Source organism: Umezawaea sp., from assembly GCF_036375055.1.
GTDB lineage: Bacteria > Actinomycetota > Actinomycetes > Mycobacteriales > Pseudonocardiaceae > Umezawaea.
In genome coordinates, this window is sequence record NZ_DASUSQ010000064.1 from 12553 (window position 1) to 27863 (window position 15311).

Below are 15311 nucleotides of genomic sequence, written 5' to 3' on the forward strand. Positions count from 1 at the left end.
AGACAAAATCACCACAGTTAAGTAGGGGAGTAGTTATCGGCCGCTGAATGAAATGGGGATCAACCAGTGGCTTTCATCATTGAGATGATTTTCCGAGACGCTGGCGACGTGCGCAGATCGATTCACGTGGCACATCGTGATTACTGGAAGCGTCTTGCCGATCAGGGAGTCCTGATCGGCGGCGGGTTGGTGGGTGACGGTTCGGCGGCGATGCTGCTGTGCCAGGCCGCGGACGAGCAGGCGGTCCGCGAGCTCATCCGAGCCGACCCGTACATCAGGTCGCACGTGATCGCGGAGCTGCGCGTTCGCCAGTGGCACGTCCTCATGGGCGTCCCGCAGGTGGAACGTCCGGAGCCCGCGTTGGTGCGCCCGCGTGACGGGCAGGCGGTCGACGCGATCGACCACGACCCGCTCACGCCGCACGAGCGGCGGATCGCGCTGATGATGTTGGAGGGCAAGACCAACCGGCAGATCGCCGAGCACTTCTCGGTGTCCACCCGTGCGGTCGAACTCCACATCACCCGCATCTACCGCAAACTGGAGATCGGTCGCCGCGCGCAGCTCGCCGCGGCGATGTCCTGGGGGCAGGGTCAACGGTCCTACCTGTAGGCACGACGGCGTCCTTCGCTCTGGAAGGGCGCCGTTCGGCCATTCCGCGCGGGGTACGGGCGGGCACGTCAATGGTTCACGCCGGTGGGTCATGTCACAGTGGGCCCCACTGTCGCCATATGAGATGAATAGACTGCTACCAGTTGGTAACTTCTCTGGTAGGAGCCTGTCGTGCGCCGTCCTGTCCTGGCCGCGGTCCTCTCGGCCGCCCTGGCCGCGTCGGCCTGCGCCTCCACCGGGTCAACCGCCGTGAAGTCCGGTCCGGGGGTCACCGAGGACGCGATCTCGTTGGGCGTCCTGACGGACATGAGCGGTCCGTTCGCGCCGACCGCGCTCGTCCGGATCAAGGGCTACGAGCTGTTCATCGGGGAGCTGAACGCCCGCGGCGGCATCTGCGGCCGCCAGGTGCGGCTGACGACGAAGGACCACGGGTTCACCGTCCAGCGCGCCCTCGACGGCTACTTCGAGCTGGAGCCGGAGGTCCTCGGCTTCCTCGACATCACCGGCGCCGCCATGACCGCCGCCATCGCCCCCGACCTGATCCAGACCCGCGCGCTCGCCGCCCCGGTCTCCTGGTCGGCGGCACTGCTGGGCAACCCGCACATGATGATCGTCGGCGGCACGTACGACATCGACGTGATGAACGGCCTCGACCACCTCAAGCGCACCGGTGTGATCGCCGACGGCGACACCATCGGGCACGTCCACGTCGAGGGGGACTTCGGCAAGAACGCGCTGGAGGGCAGCACGTTCGCCGCCCAGCAGTGGGGCATGACCCTGGTCGAGAAGCCCGTCGCGGAGTCGGCGGGCGACCTGGGCACCCAGATCGCCGCGCTGAGGGCGCAGGGCGCCAAGGCCGTCGTGCTCAGCACCAGCCCGGCGCAGACGGCGCTGGCCGTCGCCGCCGCGGCCGGACTCGGCTGGAAGGTCCCGTTCCTGGTCAACGTCGCGGGCTTCGACCCGGCGATCCTCAAGTCGCCCGCCGCCGAGGCCGTGGTGGAGCAGGTGCGGGTCGTCTCGCCCATCGCGCCCTACGGCGCCGACGCGGCAGGGCCGCAGGCCGTGGCCAGGGCGTTCGAGGCCGAGAACCCCGGCATGGAGGCCAACGGCGCGGTGAACCACGGCTACGCGGTCGCCATGGCGTTCGCCGCGGTGCTGGAGAAGGCCTGCGCGGACAAGGACCTGACCCGCGACGGCGTGCTGCGCGCGTTCCAGGACACCAACGGCGTCGAGACCAGCGGCCTCACCGGCCAGCTGCGGTTCTCCCTGGCCGGCAGGCCGTCGGCGACGCAGTCCTACGTCGCCCGCCCCGACGCGAGCGTGAAGGGCGGCCTCGCGGTGAGCGAGAAGCTGTTCGAGTCCGACCTGGTGAAGGCCAAGGGCACGCGCGCCAAGTAGCGACCGCGCGGCGGGCCCGCCGGGCCCGCCGCGACCGCTCCTACTTGCCGAGCCCGGCGCGGCGCAGCGCGTCGGCCATCGCGCCACCAGCGGGAGCGCGGTCCTGGCGCTGCTTCTGCTGCCCGCCACCGCCGCCGCGCTGGCCCTGCCCGCCGCCGCGCTGGCCCTGCGGCCTGCCGCCACCGCCGCCGCGGTTCTGCTCCTTGGGCTTGCCAGGCTCGTCCTGCAACCTCAGCGTGAGGCCGATCCGCTTGCGCGGGATGTCGACCTCCATGACCTTCACCTTCACCACGTCACCGGACTTCACGACGTCGCGCGGGTCCTTCACGTAGTCGTTGGACAGGGCGGAGATGTGCACCAGGCCGTCCTGGTGCACGCCGATGTCGACGAACGCGCCGAACGCGGCCACGTTCGTCACGACGCCCTCCAGCACCATGCCGGGCTTGAGGTCGCCGAGCTTCTCGACGCCGTCGGCGAAGGTCGCGGTCTTGAACGCCGGACGCGGGTCGCGGCCCGGCTTCTCCAGCTCCCGCAGGATGTCCGAGATCGTGGGCAGGCCGAACTTGTCGTCCACGAACTCCTCCGGCCGCAACGACTTCAGCAGCGCCACGTTGCCCACGACGGACTCGCCGCCGACGGACTCCTGCATCCGCCGCACCACCGGGTACGCCTCGGGGTGCACGGTCGAGCCGTCCAGCGGGTCGTCGGCGTTCGGGATGCGCAGGAAGCCCGCGCACTGCTCGAAGGCCTTGGGGCCCAACCGGGCCACGTCCTTGAGCGCCTTGCGCGAGCGGAACGGGCCGTTGGAGTCGCGGTGCAGCACGATGTTCTCCGCCAGCCCGGACGTGATGCCCGAGACGCGGGTCAGCAGCGGCGCGGACGCGGTGTTCAGGTCGACGCCGACCGCGTTCACGCAGTCCTCGACCACCGCGTCGAGCGACTTCGACAGCTTCGTCTCCGCCAGGTCGTGCTGGTACTGGCCGACGCCGATGGACTTCGGGTCGATCTTCACCAGCTCCGCCAACGGGTCCTGCAACCGGCGGGCGATGGAGACCGCGCCGCGGATCGACACGTCCAGGCCGGGCAGCTCCTGCGAGGCGAACGCCGACGCGGAGTACACCGACGCGCCCGCCTCGGACACCATCACCTTGGTGAGCTTGAGGTCCGGGTGCCGGGAGATCAGGTCGGCGGCCAGCTTGTCGGTCTCGCGCGAGGCGGTGCCGTTGCCGATCGCGATCAGCTCGACGTCGTGCTTCCTCGCCAGCCCCGCGAGGGTGTGGATCGACTGGTCCCACTTGTTCGCGGGCACGTGCGGGTAGATCGTCTCGTGCGCCACGACCTTGCCGGTCGCGTCGACCACGGCGACCTTCACACCGGTGCGGAAACCGGGGTCCAGGCCCATCGTGGCGCGGGTGCCCGCCGGGGCGGCCAGCAGCAGGTCGCGCAGGTTCGACGCGAACACGCGCACGGCCTCGTCCTCGGCGAACTGGCGCAGCCGCGACCGCAGGTCGATGCCGAGGTGGACGAGGATGCGGGTCCGCCACGCCCAGCGCACGGTGTCGTTCAGCCAGCGGTCGGCGGGACGGCCGCGGTCCGCGACGCCGAAGCGCTGCGCGATGGCGGTCTCGTAGCTGCTCGGGCCCTCCTCCGGTGCCTCCTCCGGCTCCAGCACCAGGTCGAGCACCTCCTCCTTCTCGCCGCGGAACATCGCGAGGATCCGGTGCGACGGCAGCTTCGTGAACGGCTCGGAGAAGTCGAAGTAGTCGGAGAACTTCGAGCCGTCCTCCTCCTTGCCGTCGCGCAGCTTCGAGACCAGGCGCCCGCGCGACCACATCCGCTCGCGCAGCTCGCCGATCAGGTCGCCGTCCTCGCCGAACCGCTCGACCAGGATCGCCCGCGCGCCCGCCAGCGCCGCCGCCGCGTCCGCGACCTCCTCGGTCACGAAGCCCGCCGCCAGCTCCTGCGGGTTGTGCGACGGGTCGCCGATCAGCTGGTCCGCCAGCGGTTCGAGGCCCTGCTCGCGCGCGATCTGCGCCTTCGTGCGCCGCTTCGGCTTGAACGGCAGGTAGAGGTCCTCCAGCCGCGCCTTGGAGTCCGCGGCGAGCAGCTGCGCGTGCAGCGCGTCGTCCAGCTTGCCCTGGGTGCGGACCGAGTCGATGACCGCGGCCCGCCGCTCCTCCAGCTCGCGCAGGTAGCCGAGGCGCTCCTCCAGCGTGCGCAGCTGGGTGTCGTCGAGCGTCCCGGTCACCTCCTTGCGGTAGCGGGCGATGAACGGCACGGTGGCTCCGCCGTCGAGCAGCTCGACGGCCGCTGTGACCTGCCCCGCGCGTACCCCGAGCTCGTCGGCGATCCTCTGGTCAATGGAAGTCGTCACGGTCAGGCATTGTGCCCGGCTTCACGCCCCCGCGGTCGTGCGGGTGCCGCGACCCGCGCGTCGTCCCGCTGGGCCGTTGGGCCCAATCGGTACCGCCGTCGGGCGACCCCGGACGCCAGGAGTTGACGGAACGCCGCACCAGGCCCCATAACCGGAGTCGTTCTCACGTTCATTCATCCGAGGAGTCGCGCGTGCCGTCCACATCCGCCCGGAAGTTCGCCGAGATCAGCACCCCGCACCCGCCCGCCCGCACGGACGTGGTGGTGCGGAGGGCCGTCGTGCTCGGCGCGAGCATCGCGGGGCTGCTGGCGGCGCGGGTGCTCAGCGACCACGCCGAGGAGGTCCTGGTCGTCGAGCGCGACGCGGGCGGCGCCGACGGCGAGCCGCGCGCGGGCGTCCCGCAGGGCGGCCACGTGCACGCCCTCCTCGCCGCGGGCAACGTGCAGCTCGACCGCTGGTTCCCCGGCTTCACCGAGGCCGCCGTCGCACTGGGCGCGGTGCTGCCGCCCCGCGACGGCGTGAGGTTCTACCGCAACGGCGCGCTCCGGCTCGGTCCGCCGCCCGCGCACGCCCCGGCGCTGGTCAGCACCCGCCCGTTCCTCGAACGGCTGGTGCGCGAGCGGACCGCGGCCGTGAGCGGCGTCGAGTTCGCCACGGGGCGCGCGAGCGGCCTGGTGTTCGACGGCGACCGGGTCGCGGGCGTCCGCTACGTGCCGGAGGGCTCCACCGAGGAGGTGGTGGCGACCGCGGACCTCGTGGTCGACGGGATGGGCCGGTCCAGCAAGCTCGGCGACTGGCTGGCGGAGGGCGGCTGGCAGCGCCCGCCGATGCGGCGGATGCCCATCAGGCTCAACTACGCCACGGCGCTGTTCCGGCGCGACGAGGCGGTCAGCGACACCTGCGTGGCCGTGTCCACGTCGGACTCCGCGCCGAGGGAGGGGAGGGTGGCGCGGATCGCGGGCATCAACAGCGTCGAGGGCGACCGGTGGATCATGCTGATCTCCGGCTACGACGACGACCGCCCGACCCGCGACCCCGAGGACTTCCGGACCCGCTGCCGCCGCGACTTCCCCGTGCCCTTCGGCGACATCGCCGAGCGCTGCGAGATGATCGGCGACGTCGCCACCTACCACCAGGCCGACAGCAGGCGCCGCGACTACCACCTCCTGGACCGCCTGCCCGCGGGCGTCGTGGCCGCGGGCGACGCCGTCGCGTCGTTCAACCCGGTCTACGGTCAGGGCATGGCGTCAGCGGCCCTGCACGCCTCCTGCCTCTCCGCCTACCTGCGCTCCGGCCCTGACCCGTGCGCACCCGCGAGGTCCTACTTCGACGACGTGAAGGTCGTCGTGGACGCGGCCTGGCGGGTCTCCACCCTCGCCGACCTCTCCCTCCCGCACGTGGACGGCCCGTACCCGCGCGGCTACCCCGTCATCAAGCGGGTGGCCGACCTGGTGTTCGAGGCCTCCGCCACCGACCCGGTGGTAGCCGCACGGATGTCCGAGGTCACCGCGATGCTCACCCCGCCGTCAGCACTGGCCAGTCCCGGCACGCTCCTGCGGGCGGTCCGGGTCGCCCTGCGCCCCGGAAAGCCCACCGCGCCGTGATCGCGCTCCCCGGCCCCGTCGGCTTCGTCCTCGGTGGCGGCGGCAGCCTCGGTGCCGGCCAGGTCGGCATGCTGACGGCGTTGGCCGAGCACGACATCGTCCCCGACCTCGTGGTCGGCACGTCGGTCGGCTCGGTCAACGGCTCGCTGCTCGCCCTCGACCCGGAGGGGGCGCCCGAACGGCTGGCGCTGATCTGGGCGCACATGACCCGTCCGCGCGTGTTCCCCGGCGGCCCGATCGCCCAGTTGCGGACGTTGCGCGCCCACAAGAAGTTCCTGTTCCCCAACACCGGTCTCGCCACCGTGGTCGAGCAGGGGTTGGGCGGTGCCGCCGACTTCACCGACCTGCGCCTGCCGTTCGGCGCGGTCGCGGTCGACTCCCTGACCGGCCAACCCGTGCTCATCCGCACCGGGCCGCTCGTCCCCGCGATCCTGGCCAGCAGCGCCATCCCCGGCGTCTACCCGCCGGTGCGCCTGGACGGCCGCGTCCTCTACGACGGCGGTGTCCTGGCCAACGTGCCGATCCGCCAGGCGCTCGCGATGGGCGCGAAGTCGTTGGTGGTGCTGGACTGCGCGTTCCCCGGCCACCTGCCCACGGTCCCGGAGACCCTCGCCGAGACGCTGCTGTTCTGGGCCACCCTGAGCATGCGCAACCAGGCCGTCCTGGAGGTCGAGCTGGCCTCCGCGGAGGTCCCGGTGCTCTACCTGCCCGGCCCGCCGGTCCAGCCGGTGACACCGCTCGACTTCAGCCACACGGCCGAGCTGATCGCCAGCTCGTACACGGCGTCGACCGCGTTCCTGGACACGGTGGCGGTCGACGGGCCGGGTCTGTACGGCGCTCCCGGCGGGCCGCCGGTGGAGACGGTCTAGGGGTTCCGCCGCCACTGTGCGCCAGCTCCACTACCGATCGGTAGCCTCAAGCGACATACTGGTCGGTATGACTGCGATGAGCGTGGCGAACTGGGGCGGGACCAGCCGTTATGCCGATCTCGACGGCCCGGTGCACTACGTCGACTTCGGTGGGCCGGACGACCGGGACGCCCCGACCGTCGTCCTGGTGCACGGGCTCGGCGGGTCGCACCTGAACTGGTGCCTGCTCGCGCCCCGGCTGGTCGAGCACGCCCACGTCGTGGCCGTGGACCTGGCCGGGTTCGGGCTCACGCACCCCGAGGGGCGGCGCACGACGGTCGCGGCGAACGCCCGGCTGCTCGACCGGTTCCTGCGCGAGGTCGTGGGGAAGCCGGTCGTGCTGGTCGGCAACTCGATGGGCGGGATGATCTCGATCCTGCACACCGCGGCCAACCCGGACACGGTGACCGCGCTGGCGCTGGTCGACCCGGCCCTGCCGCTGGTCTTCGGCGTGCGGCCGGACCCGCTGGTCGTGTCGACGTTCTTCCTCTACGCCCTGCCGGGGCTGGGGGAGCGGGTGCTGGCGAGGGCCAGGTCCGGCCAGACGCCGCGCCAGCAGGTGAAGCAGGTGATGAACCTGGTGTGCGCCGACTCGAAGGTCGTGCCGGAGGAGCTGGTCCTGGCGTCCATGAGCCTGATCGAGCAGCGCGCCGAGGTGCCCGGCCTCGACGAGGCGTTCCTCGCGGCGGCCAAGTCGATCGTCCTCGTCAACGCCCGCCGCGGCGGCTACTGGCGCGCGATGAGGAACATCCGGGTGCCCGTCTTCCTGATGTCGGGCGACAAGGACCGGCTGGTCCCCGTCGGATCGGCGAGGGCCACCGCGGCGCGCAACCCGAGCTGGCGGTTCGACGTGTTCGAGGGCGTCGGGCACGTGCCGCAGATCGAGGTCCCGGACGTCGTCGCGGACCGGCTGCTGGACTGGCTCGGCTCACGCTGAGCGCAGCAGCCGCGCCAGCCTGCTGAGCGGAACCCGTTCCCGCCACTGCTCGGACCGGGCCGTGACCACGACCTCGCCCGGCGCCGTCCCGACCCCGGTCAGCCGCAGACCGCCGGGCAGGTCGGGCACCGGGACCTGCCTGCGCAGCGGCAGGAACCCGGTGCGGACCCACAGCTCGCCGTCCCGCACGGACGGCACCAGCGGCACGACACCCCACCGCAGCACGCCGTCCGCGTCGACGTCGAGCCTGCCGATGTCCTGCGCGCCCAGCACCAGCTCGACGTCGACCGGTGCCGCCACCAGCGTCGGACCGGGGTTGACGTGGACGTTCGCGCAGCTCACGGCGACCTTCCTGGCGGTCCGCGCACCCCACTCGACGTCCTCCACGACGACCCGCACGTCGTCGAACCGGCCGAGCGCCACCCCGAGCGCGCCCAGCGTGCAGTCGACGTCGACGACCGTCATGGTCGCGTCGGCCTCGCCCACCCGAACGGTGACCCTCCGGTCCGTCAGGGGTCGGGTGGCGAGCTGGAGGACGGACTGGACCAGACCGGGGATCACCCTGCGGGCGTCGCCGCGACGGCCAGCAGCTCGTCGAAGCCCGCCCTGATGCCGTCGGCCAGCACCTGCACGTCCGGCACGCCGTCGAAGTCCGCGTTGATGCCGAACGTGATCCGGTCGAGGTAGGAGAAGATGCCGATGGAGATCCGCATCGTGCTGGCGATCGGCACGTAGGGGTAGATCTCCTTCAACGCCCGGCCGAGCATGAACAGCGGCACGCGCGGGCCGGGCACGTTCGTCGTCACGGTCTGGAGGAGCTGCTGCGGGAACCGCATCGCGGTGCGCGACCCCAGCGCCAGCAGCGTCGGCGCGGCGAAGTTGCCCGCCTTCGTCAGCACGTCCGCGCCCGCCGCCTGGCGGCTGCCCTTCAGGTCGTCCATCTGCTCGCGGATCGACGCCAGCCGCTCCAGCGGCCCCAGCGAGCTGACCGGCAGGTTCACCAGCACCGCGCTGACCCGGTTGTCCAGCCGGTCGTGCTCGTCCGCCGCGCGCATCGACACCGGCACCATCGTCCGCACGACCTGGCCGTCGACGAGTTCACCGCGCTTCGCCAGCAGCTCGTGGAAACCGTGCGTGATCGCCGTCAGGATGACGTCGTTGACCGTGCCGCCGACCGCCTTGCGGATCTGCTTGACCTCCGCGAGGTCCGCCTTCGCCCACACCCAGCGGCGGTGGGGGCCGATCGGGCCGTTCAGCGAGCCCGCCGTCGACGAGGTCAGCCGCTTCGCCGTGCCCGGCAGGCTGCCGAGGACCGCGCGGCCGATGTCCAGCAGCTCCGACCCGCTGCGCAGACCCCTGGCGAACGCCGGGATCGCGGCCAGGTGCTTGACCGGCGTCAGCACCGCGTCGCGCACGCCGTCCACCACGAGGTCGAGCTGCGACGGGCTGGGCTGCGGCGTCCACGCCTTCGGCTCCGGCAGCTCGGTCCTCTCGCGCCAGTCGAGCAGCAGCTGCATCAGGTCCGTGCCCGCCACGCCGTCGATCATGCAGTGGTGGACCTTGGAGATGATCGCCCAGCGCCCGTCCTCCAGGCCCTCGACCAGCCAGACCTCCCACAGCGGCTTGCTCAGGTCGAGCCGCTGCGCGAACAGCCTGCCCGCCAGGTTGCGGAGCTGGTCGTCGCCGCCGGGAGAGGGCACGGCGGTGTGGCGCACGTGGTAGAGGATCTGGAAGTGGTCGTCGTCGACCCAGACGGGGCGGCCGACGTGCAGCGGGAGGCTCCTCACGCGCTGCCGGTAGCGCGGCACGCTGTCCATCTTCGAGAGGAAGAGCCTGATCACGTCGCCGTACGACGGTGCGGGGCCCTCGAACACGAGCACCGATCCGACGTGCATCGGCACGTTCTCGTCCTCGATGAAGTAGAAGCTTGCGTCCATCGCGCTCATCCGGTCCACAGTGGAGACCGTAGGACTCGCGGTCCGGCGGAGTCCAGGACCACTGGGGTGAGAGCGCGCCCAACCGAGACGTTCTAGGGGTGGCGCAATTCACTTTCAGGAAACATCATGGACACATGCAGTGACGGATTTGCCGACGGAACGGGGGATGGCGATGACAGCCGTACCTTCAGACGCCTACTCCCCGCTGCCGGACGAGCCTCCTCTTCCCCTCGTCGAGGGTCAAGCCCCCGGTCTGCTCTGGTACCTGACGGAACCGACGAGGGCGGCCGTGGACATGGGCCAGTTCGCCGCCACCCGGCAGCTCCTGCGCGCCGCGCCGAGCGGCGACGGCCACCCCGTGATGGTGCTGCCCGGCCTCGGCGCCTCCGACGGCTCGACGTCCGTGCTCCGCCGCTTCCTCGCCAAGCTCGGCTACGACGTCCACGGCTGGGGTCTCGGCCGCAACATCGGCCCGACCGTCCCCGCCGTCCAGGGCATCCGCGCCCAGTTGCGCGCGCTCGGCAAGGTCGACAAGGTCAGCATCGTCGGCTGGAGCCTGGGCGGCATCTTCGCCCGCGAGATCGCGCGGGAGCACCCGGACCTGGTCCGCCAGGTCATCACGATGGGTAGCCCCTACGCGATGACCGACATGCGGCAGACCAGGGCGAACCCCGCCTACCAGCTGCTGTCCCGCTTCTACACCGCGGGCGCCGAGCACCCGCCGCCCGAGCGCGGCCGCCCGGCGTTCCCGGTGCCCGCGACGTCGATCTACTCCAAGACCGACGGCATCGTCCCGTGGCAGGGCTGCGTGTCCGACCCCGGTCCGAGGGCGGAGAACGTGGCGGTCTCGTGCAGCCACCTCGGGTTCGGCTACAACCCGTCCGTCATGTGGGTGGTGGCCGACCGCCTCTCCCAGCCCTACGGCTACTGGCGTCCGTTCACGCCCCCGCCGGGGATGGCGGGCATGTACCCCAGGGCCGCGTAGTCCCCACGACGAAGAAGCCTGCCCCGATCTGTCGGGACGGGCTTCTTCGTCGTGGGCCTTGCCCGCAGTTGAGTGTATCTTTACACTCAGGTCATGGCTGAATTATCCTCTTCTCCGGGTGATCCCCTCCTCACCGAGGAGGAGCTGCTGGCGCTCCGGTCGGTCGGCCGGGTCATCCACCGGCAGGAGGGGCACGTCTTCATCAGCCAGGGCGAGGAGACGGACTTCGCGCTCCTCATCCTGAAGGGGCACGTCAAGATCGTCGTCGGCAAGCCGCCGAGGATCGTCGCCATCCGCGGGCCCGGCGAGATCGTCGGGGAGATGGCCGCCATCCGGCAGAAGCCGCGGTCGGCCAGCATCATCGCGCTCGACGAGGTCGAGGTGCTCCACCTGCCCGCGACCGAATGGCTGAAGTTCCTCTACGACCACCCCCGCGCGATGCACGCGCAGCTCTACGCCGCCGACGAACGGCTGGAGCAGGCGACGCGCAAGATCGTGGAGTCGGACCTGGCCGTCGAGCAGCGCCTGGCGAAGGCCATCGTGGAACTGGTCGACAGCGGGGTCGGCACGCCGGGTGAGGGGGGCACGCTCCTGCGCTTCAGCCAGCAGGACCTGGCCACCCTGACCGGGGCCTCGCTCGACTCGGTCAAGAAGATCATCCGGACCTTCCGGGACGAGCGGCTGGTCGACACCGGGCGTCAGACCCTGCTGATCCGCGGGATCGGCGACCTGGCCCAGATCGCCGACGGCAACCGCACCGCTCTGCTGTGACCGCGGGGAGGTCGTCGATGATCGCGAACCTGCTGCTCGGGCCCGCGTCCGTGATCGCGTCCGTGGTCCTGGCCGTCGCGTCCGCCACGTGGGCGCTGGCGTCGGTGTGCAAGACGGTGGTGCGGGAGAGGTCGCGCACGGCCCGCTTCACCGTCGCGCTCAAGGACAGCGCGCCGGGGGAGCGGGCCGCGATCCTGCGCGCCTGGGTCCAGGTGGAGTCGGGGCGCGCCGACGACCCCGCCGAGGACGAGGAGCCGTCGCCCGACGGGACGCGGCTCGCGTGGGTCAGACGGCTGCTGCCGGGTGGACGCGGGACCGAACCGGGCAAGGAGTAGGGGTGCCGCGGCACGGCCCGGTGGCCGACCTCCTCGACCACCCCCTCATCGCCCGGCTCGTCGCCTTCGGCCTCGACCGCGACGACTTCGTGCTGTTCGGCAGCGCGCCCCTGCTGGCGAACGGCTTGCGCACCGAGATCCGCGACCTCGACGTGGTGGCGCGCGGCGACGCCTGGCGGTACGCGTGGCAGCACGGCTTCCGGGGCGTCGGGGGCATCAGCGGCGACGACGTCGCCCAGTTCTGGGGCGGGCGCATCCAGTTCTCCCGCCGGTGGATGTCGCCCGCCAGGGGGCCGGACGAGCTGATCGACACCGCGCAGGTCGTCGACGGGCTCCGGTTCGCCCTGCTGGAGGACGTCCTCGCCTACAAGCGGCTCCTGCTCAGGCCCAAGGACGTGGCGGACATCGGCGTGATCTCCAGCCTGTCGTAGCGCGGCCTTCGATGTAAAGCATGTTTGACACGATGTCAGCCTTGCTTTACTTTTCTCGGCATGGCCTTCGAGGAAAAGCGCGCGTGGATGATGGGGGCGGTGACGGTGATCGCCTACGCGGTCTACGTCGCCGTCGTCCTGGGCCGTTGGGAGGGCGGGCCGCTCGTCGACGTGCCCTACGTCGGACCGGTGCTGTGGACCATCGGCGGCGCGATCGCGACGACCGTCGTGCTGCACACCGCCATCGCGACGCTCTCGCCCGAGGACGCCGACGTGAAGGACCAGCGGGACCGGGAGATCACCCGGTTCGGCGAGCACTCGGGGCGCTCGCTGGTCGTCGTCGGCGGGACGGCGGCGTTCGTGCTGGCGCTGCTCGACGTCGACCAGTTCTGGATCGCGAACGCCCTCTACCTCGCCTTCGCGCTGTCCGCCGTGGCGGAGTCCGTGGCGAAGGTCGCCGCCTACCGCGGGGGCTTCTGGCCGTGGTGAGGGCGACTCGGGTCACGAACTCGATCAGGGCACTGCGGTTCGCGCACGGGGAGATGACGCAGGCCGAACTGGCCACCGCCATCGGGGTCAGCAGGCAGACCGTGATCGCCATCGAGCAGGGGCGGTACTCGCCCTCGCTGGAGATGGCCTTCCAGATCGCCGAGGCCTTCGGCGTTCCGCTCGACGACGTGTTCCAGTACACCAAGGAGGAGAAGCCGTGAAGGCGATCGTGCAGGACGAGTACGGACCGGCCGACGTGCTGGGGTTCCGGGACGTCGACAGACCCGCGGCGGGTGACGGCGAGGTGCTCCTGCGGGTGCGGGCGGCGGGCGTCGACCCCGGCGTGTGGCACCTGACCAGGGGGCTGCCGTACCCGGTGCGGCTGGTGTCCGGGCTGCGGAGGCCGAAGGCGAAGGTGCCGGGCCTGGACGTGGCCGGGGTGGTGGAGGAGGTCGGGGCGGGCGTGACGCGCCTCGCCGTCGGCGACGAGGTGTTCGGGACGTGCGACGGGGCGTTCGCCGAGTACGCCGTGGCCCGTGAGGACCGGTTCGCGCCGAAGCCCGCCAACCTGTCGTTCGAGCAGGCGGCGGCGGTGCCGGTGTCGGCGTGCACGGCGCTCCAGTCGTTGCGCGACACGGGGAAGGTCGCCGCGGGGCAGCGGGTGCTGATCATCGGTGCGGGCGGTGGCATCGGGGTGTACGCCGTGCAGCTCGCCGCGGTGTTCGGGGCCGAGGTCACCGGCGTGTGCTCGACCGGGAAGGTCGAGCTGGTCCGGTCGCTGGGCGCGGACCACGTCGTCGACTACACGCGCGAGGACTTCGCGGGCGGCTTCGACCTGATCCTCGACATCGCGGGCAACCGGCCGCTGTCCCGGCTGCGGCGCGCGCTCACACCGAGCGGCACGCTGGTGATCGTGGGCGGCGAGGGCGGCGGGAAGCTGTTGCAGGGCACCGACCGCCAGCTCCGGGCGCTGGCCCTGTCGCCGTTCATCCGGCAGCGGCTGTGCACGCTCGTCTCGTCGCAGCCCCTGGCGGACCTGGAACTGCTCGCCGACCTCCTGGCGGCGGGCACCGTGAAGCCGGTCGTCGACCGGACGTTCCCGCTCAGCGGGGCCGCCGACGCCGTGCGGTACCTGGAACTCGGGCACAGCACCGGCAAGTCCGTCCTCACGGTGTGAGGGCCAGGTCTCGGCACCGCGCTCTCAGCACTCCGTCGAACGGGCCCGCGCACCGCACGTCGGTGACCCGGCCGAGGTACGCGTGCGGCACGGTGGCCCGCGGGTAGGCGCAGGTGGCGATCCGGTCGGCCGCCAGGGCGCAGGAGGTCGTGCCGACCACGTCGGCGAAGTCCGCCGCGTGCGGGCCGTGGTGCTCGGTCCGGTGGCCGCGCACCACCACGACCGGCCGGTCCGGGAACAGCGCGGTCAGCGCGGCGCGACGACCAGGACGCCGTCCGGGAACGCCGACCCGGCCGCCTTCGGCACGGCGGTCGGCGTGGCGCCCGCGCCCACGTGCGGCCCCGTCCGTCGCCGATCACCTCGCGCACCCGCGCCGCGTCCCACCGGGCGACCGAGCCGGCAGCCGCACCACCGGGTCGGCCCGCACCAGCGCGGTGATCTCCTCCGGGGGCGGCACGGTCGCGTCGCCCGGCCCACCGGCCGACCTCTCCCCGACCGGGTCGGCCGACGGCGGGGAAAGCGCAGCTCCGGGCCGCCGCGGCCGAGGGGGATCGGGCGGCGCGCCCGGCTTGTAGGCTCGGCTGGTGAGTGAGCACCTGATCCTCGACACGGCCGGCCACGTCGCCACCCTGACGATCGACCGGCCCGCCAAGCGCAACGCGATGAGCTACGAGATGTGGTCCGCGCTGCCCGGCCTGCTCGACCTCGTCCGGCACGACGACGAGATCAGGGTGCTGGTCCTGCGGGGCGGGGAGAACTTCTCGGCGGGCGCGGACATCAGCGAGTTCTCGACGCTGCGCAACGGCGCCGAGGGCGCGGCGAAGTACAACCGGGCGGTGCTCGCGGGGGAGAGGGCCATCGCGGGGCTCGGCAAGCCGACGATCGCCGCGATCACCGGGTTCTGCGTCGGCGGCGGCTGCGAGCTGGCCCTGGCGTGCGACGTGCGGATCGCCGAGTCGGGTGCGCGGTTCGGCATCACACCCGCCAAGCTCGGCATCGTCTACAACTTCACGTCCACCAAGCAGCTCGTCGACGTGGTCGGCCCGTCGTGGGCCAAGCAGATCCTGTTCAGCGGCGAACTGGTCGACGCGGCGACGGCGCTGCGCATCGGGCTGGTCAACGAGGTCCACGAGCCCGGCGCGCTCCAGGCGCGGGTGCGGGAGCTGGCCGGGACGATCGCGTCACGGGCGCAGGTGAGCCTGCGCGGGGCGAAGACGATCGTCACCCTCATCACCGAGGGCCAGCACGAGGAGGACGGCGCTGTGCACGCCCTCTACGAGGAGGCCGTGCACAGCGCCGAGTACGCCGAGGGCGTCGCGGCGTTCCTGGAGAAGCGAGCGCCGAACTTCTAGGGCC

At 71.9% G+C, this 15311-nt stretch carries 17 protein-coding genes; 13 read left to right on the forward strand and 4 right to left on the reverse strand.

The annotated features are described in order from the left end of the window. The first annotated feature begins 66 nt into the window (after nt 1–66). Both VFZ92_RS17860 and VFZ92_RS17865 read left to right on the forward strand, forming a co-directional pair. On the forward strand, nt 67–609 hold the full coding sequence (locus VFZ92_RS17860) for a helix-turn-helix transcriptional regulator (RefSeq protein ID WP_330877076.1): 543 nt from the start codon (nt 67–69) through the stop codon (nt 607–609). A gap of 171 nt (nt 610–780) precedes the next feature. After that, nucleotides 781–2007 (forward strand): ABC transporter substrate-binding protein, encoded by a 1227-nt coding sequence (locus tag VFZ92_RS17865; RefSeq protein ID WP_330877077.1) that lies wholly within the window; start codon nt 781–783, stop codon nt 2005–2007. A gap of 40 nt (nt 2008–2047) precedes the next feature. On the opposite strand, the gene VFZ92_RS17870 is transcribed toward VFZ92_RS17865, so the two are convergent. Next, nucleotides 2048–4381: a Tex family protein gene (locus VFZ92_RS17870; protein WP_330877078.1), complete on the reverse strand. Its 2334-nt coding sequence runs from the start codon at nt 4379–4381 to the stop codon at nt 2048–2050. A 191-nt stretch (nt 4382–4572) separates the two neighbouring features. Here VFZ92_RS17870 and VFZ92_RS17875 point away from each other — a divergent pair, with 191 nt between their 5' ends. The 3 genes from VFZ92_RS17875 (at nt 4573) to VFZ92_RS17885 (ending at nt 7830) form a co-directional block, all read left to right on the forward strand. Next, complete coding sequence (locus tag VFZ92_RS17875; RefSeq protein ID WP_330877079.1) at nt 4573–5985, forward strand: hypothetical protein; 1413 nt, start codon at nt 4573–4575, stop codon at nt 5983–5985. Next, nucleotides 5982–6854, forward strand: a complete 873-nt coding sequence (locus VFZ92_RS17880) for a patatin-like phospholipase family protein (RefSeq protein ID WP_330877080.1) — start codon at nt 5982–5984, stop codon at nt 6852–6854. Before VFZ92_RS17875 ends, VFZ92_RS17880 begins: the two co-directional genes overlap by 4 nt. A gap of 67 nt (nt 6855–6921) precedes the next feature. Further along, nucleotides 6922–7830: an alpha/beta hydrolase gene (locus VFZ92_RS17885; RefSeq protein WP_330877081.1), complete on the forward strand. Its 909-nt coding sequence runs from the start codon at nt 6922–6924 to the stop codon at nt 7828–7830. Here VFZ92_RS17885 and VFZ92_RS17890 read toward each other — a convergent pair. After that, a complete protein-coding gene (locus tag VFZ92_RS17890) occupies nt 7822–8391 on the reverse strand; it encodes a hypothetical protein (protein WP_330877082.1) in 570 nt (189 codons plus the stop codon). The two genes, VFZ92_RS17885 and VFZ92_RS17890, sit on opposite strands and share 9 nt — an antisense overlap. Next, nucleotides 8388–9776 (reverse strand): wax ester/triacylglycerol synthase family O-acyltransferase, encoded by a 1389-nt coding sequence (locus tag VFZ92_RS17895; RefSeq protein WP_330877083.1) that lies wholly within the window; start codon nt 9774–9776, stop codon nt 8388–8390. Before VFZ92_RS17895 ends, VFZ92_RS17890 begins: the two co-directional genes overlap by 4 nt. A 163-nt stretch (nt 9777–9939) precedes the next feature. On the opposite strand from VFZ92_RS17895, the gene VFZ92_RS17900 reads away from it, so the two are divergent. The 7 genes from VFZ92_RS17900 to VFZ92_RS17930 all read left to right on the forward strand — a co-directional run bounded on the left by VFZ92_RS17900 (nt 9940) and on the right by VFZ92_RS17930 (nt 13955). After that, nucleotides 9940–10752 (forward strand): esterase/lipase family protein, encoded by an 813-nt coding sequence (locus tag VFZ92_RS17900; RefSeq protein WP_330877084.1) that lies wholly within the window; start codon nt 9940–9942, stop codon nt 10750–10752. A gap of 93 nt (nt 10753–10845) precedes the next feature. Then, the gene (locus VFZ92_RS17905) at nt 10846–11523 is read left to right on the forward strand and encodes a Crp/Fnr family transcriptional regulator (protein ID WP_330877085.1); all 678 of its coding nucleotides are present in this window, start codon (nt 10846–10848) and stop codon (nt 11521–11523) included. A 17-nt stretch (nt 11524–11540) separates the two neighbouring features. After that, nucleotides 11541–11858: a hypothetical protein gene (locus VFZ92_RS17910; RefSeq protein ID WP_330877086.1), complete on the forward strand. Its 318-nt coding sequence runs from the start codon at nt 11541–11543 to the stop codon at nt 11856–11858. A gap of 2 nt (nt 11859–11860) precedes the next feature. Beyond that, a complete protein-coding gene (locus tag VFZ92_RS17915; RefSeq protein ID WP_330877087.1) occupies nt 11861–12289 on the forward strand; it encodes a hypothetical protein in 429 nt (142 codons plus the stop codon). A 60-nt stretch (nt 12290–12349) separates the two neighbouring features. Then, nucleotides 12350–12778 (forward strand): hypothetical protein, encoded by a 429-nt coding sequence (locus tag VFZ92_RS17920; protein WP_330877088.1) that lies wholly within the window; start codon nt 12350–12352, stop codon nt 12776–12778. Next, nucleotides 12772–12999: a helix-turn-helix transcriptional regulator gene (locus VFZ92_RS17925; RefSeq protein ID WP_330877089.1), complete on the forward strand. Its 228-nt coding sequence runs from the start codon at nt 12772–12774 to the stop codon at nt 12997–12999. The genes VFZ92_RS17920 and VFZ92_RS17925 overlap by 7 nt, the downstream gene beginning before the upstream one ends. Then, the gene (locus VFZ92_RS17930) at nt 12996–13955 is read left to right on the forward strand and encodes an NAD(P)-dependent alcohol dehydrogenase (protein WP_330877090.1); all 960 of its coding nucleotides are present in this window, start codon (nt 12996–12998) and stop codon (nt 13953–13955) included. The genes VFZ92_RS17925 and VFZ92_RS17930 overlap by 4 nt, the downstream gene beginning before the upstream one ends. On the opposite strand, the gene VFZ92_RS17935 is transcribed toward VFZ92_RS17930, so the two are convergent. Continuing rightward, on the reverse strand, nt 13945–14169 hold the full coding sequence (locus tag VFZ92_RS17935) for a hypothetical protein (RefSeq protein WP_330877091.1): 225 nt from the start codon (nt 14167–14169) through the stop codon (nt 13945–13947). The two genes, VFZ92_RS17930 and VFZ92_RS17935, sit on opposite strands and share 11 nt — an antisense overlap. 370 nt (nt 14170–14539) lie before the next feature. Here VFZ92_RS17935 and VFZ92_RS17940 point away from each other — a divergent pair, with 370 nt between their 5' ends. Further along, nucleotides 14540–15307 carry an enoyl-CoA hydratase/isomerase family protein gene (locus tag VFZ92_RS17940; RefSeq protein WP_330877092.1) on the forward strand — a complete coding sequence of 256 codons (768 nt, stop codon included), beginning with the start codon at nt 14540–14542 and terminating at the stop codon, nt 15305–15307. Nucleotides 15308–15311 lie beyond the last annotated feature (4 nt).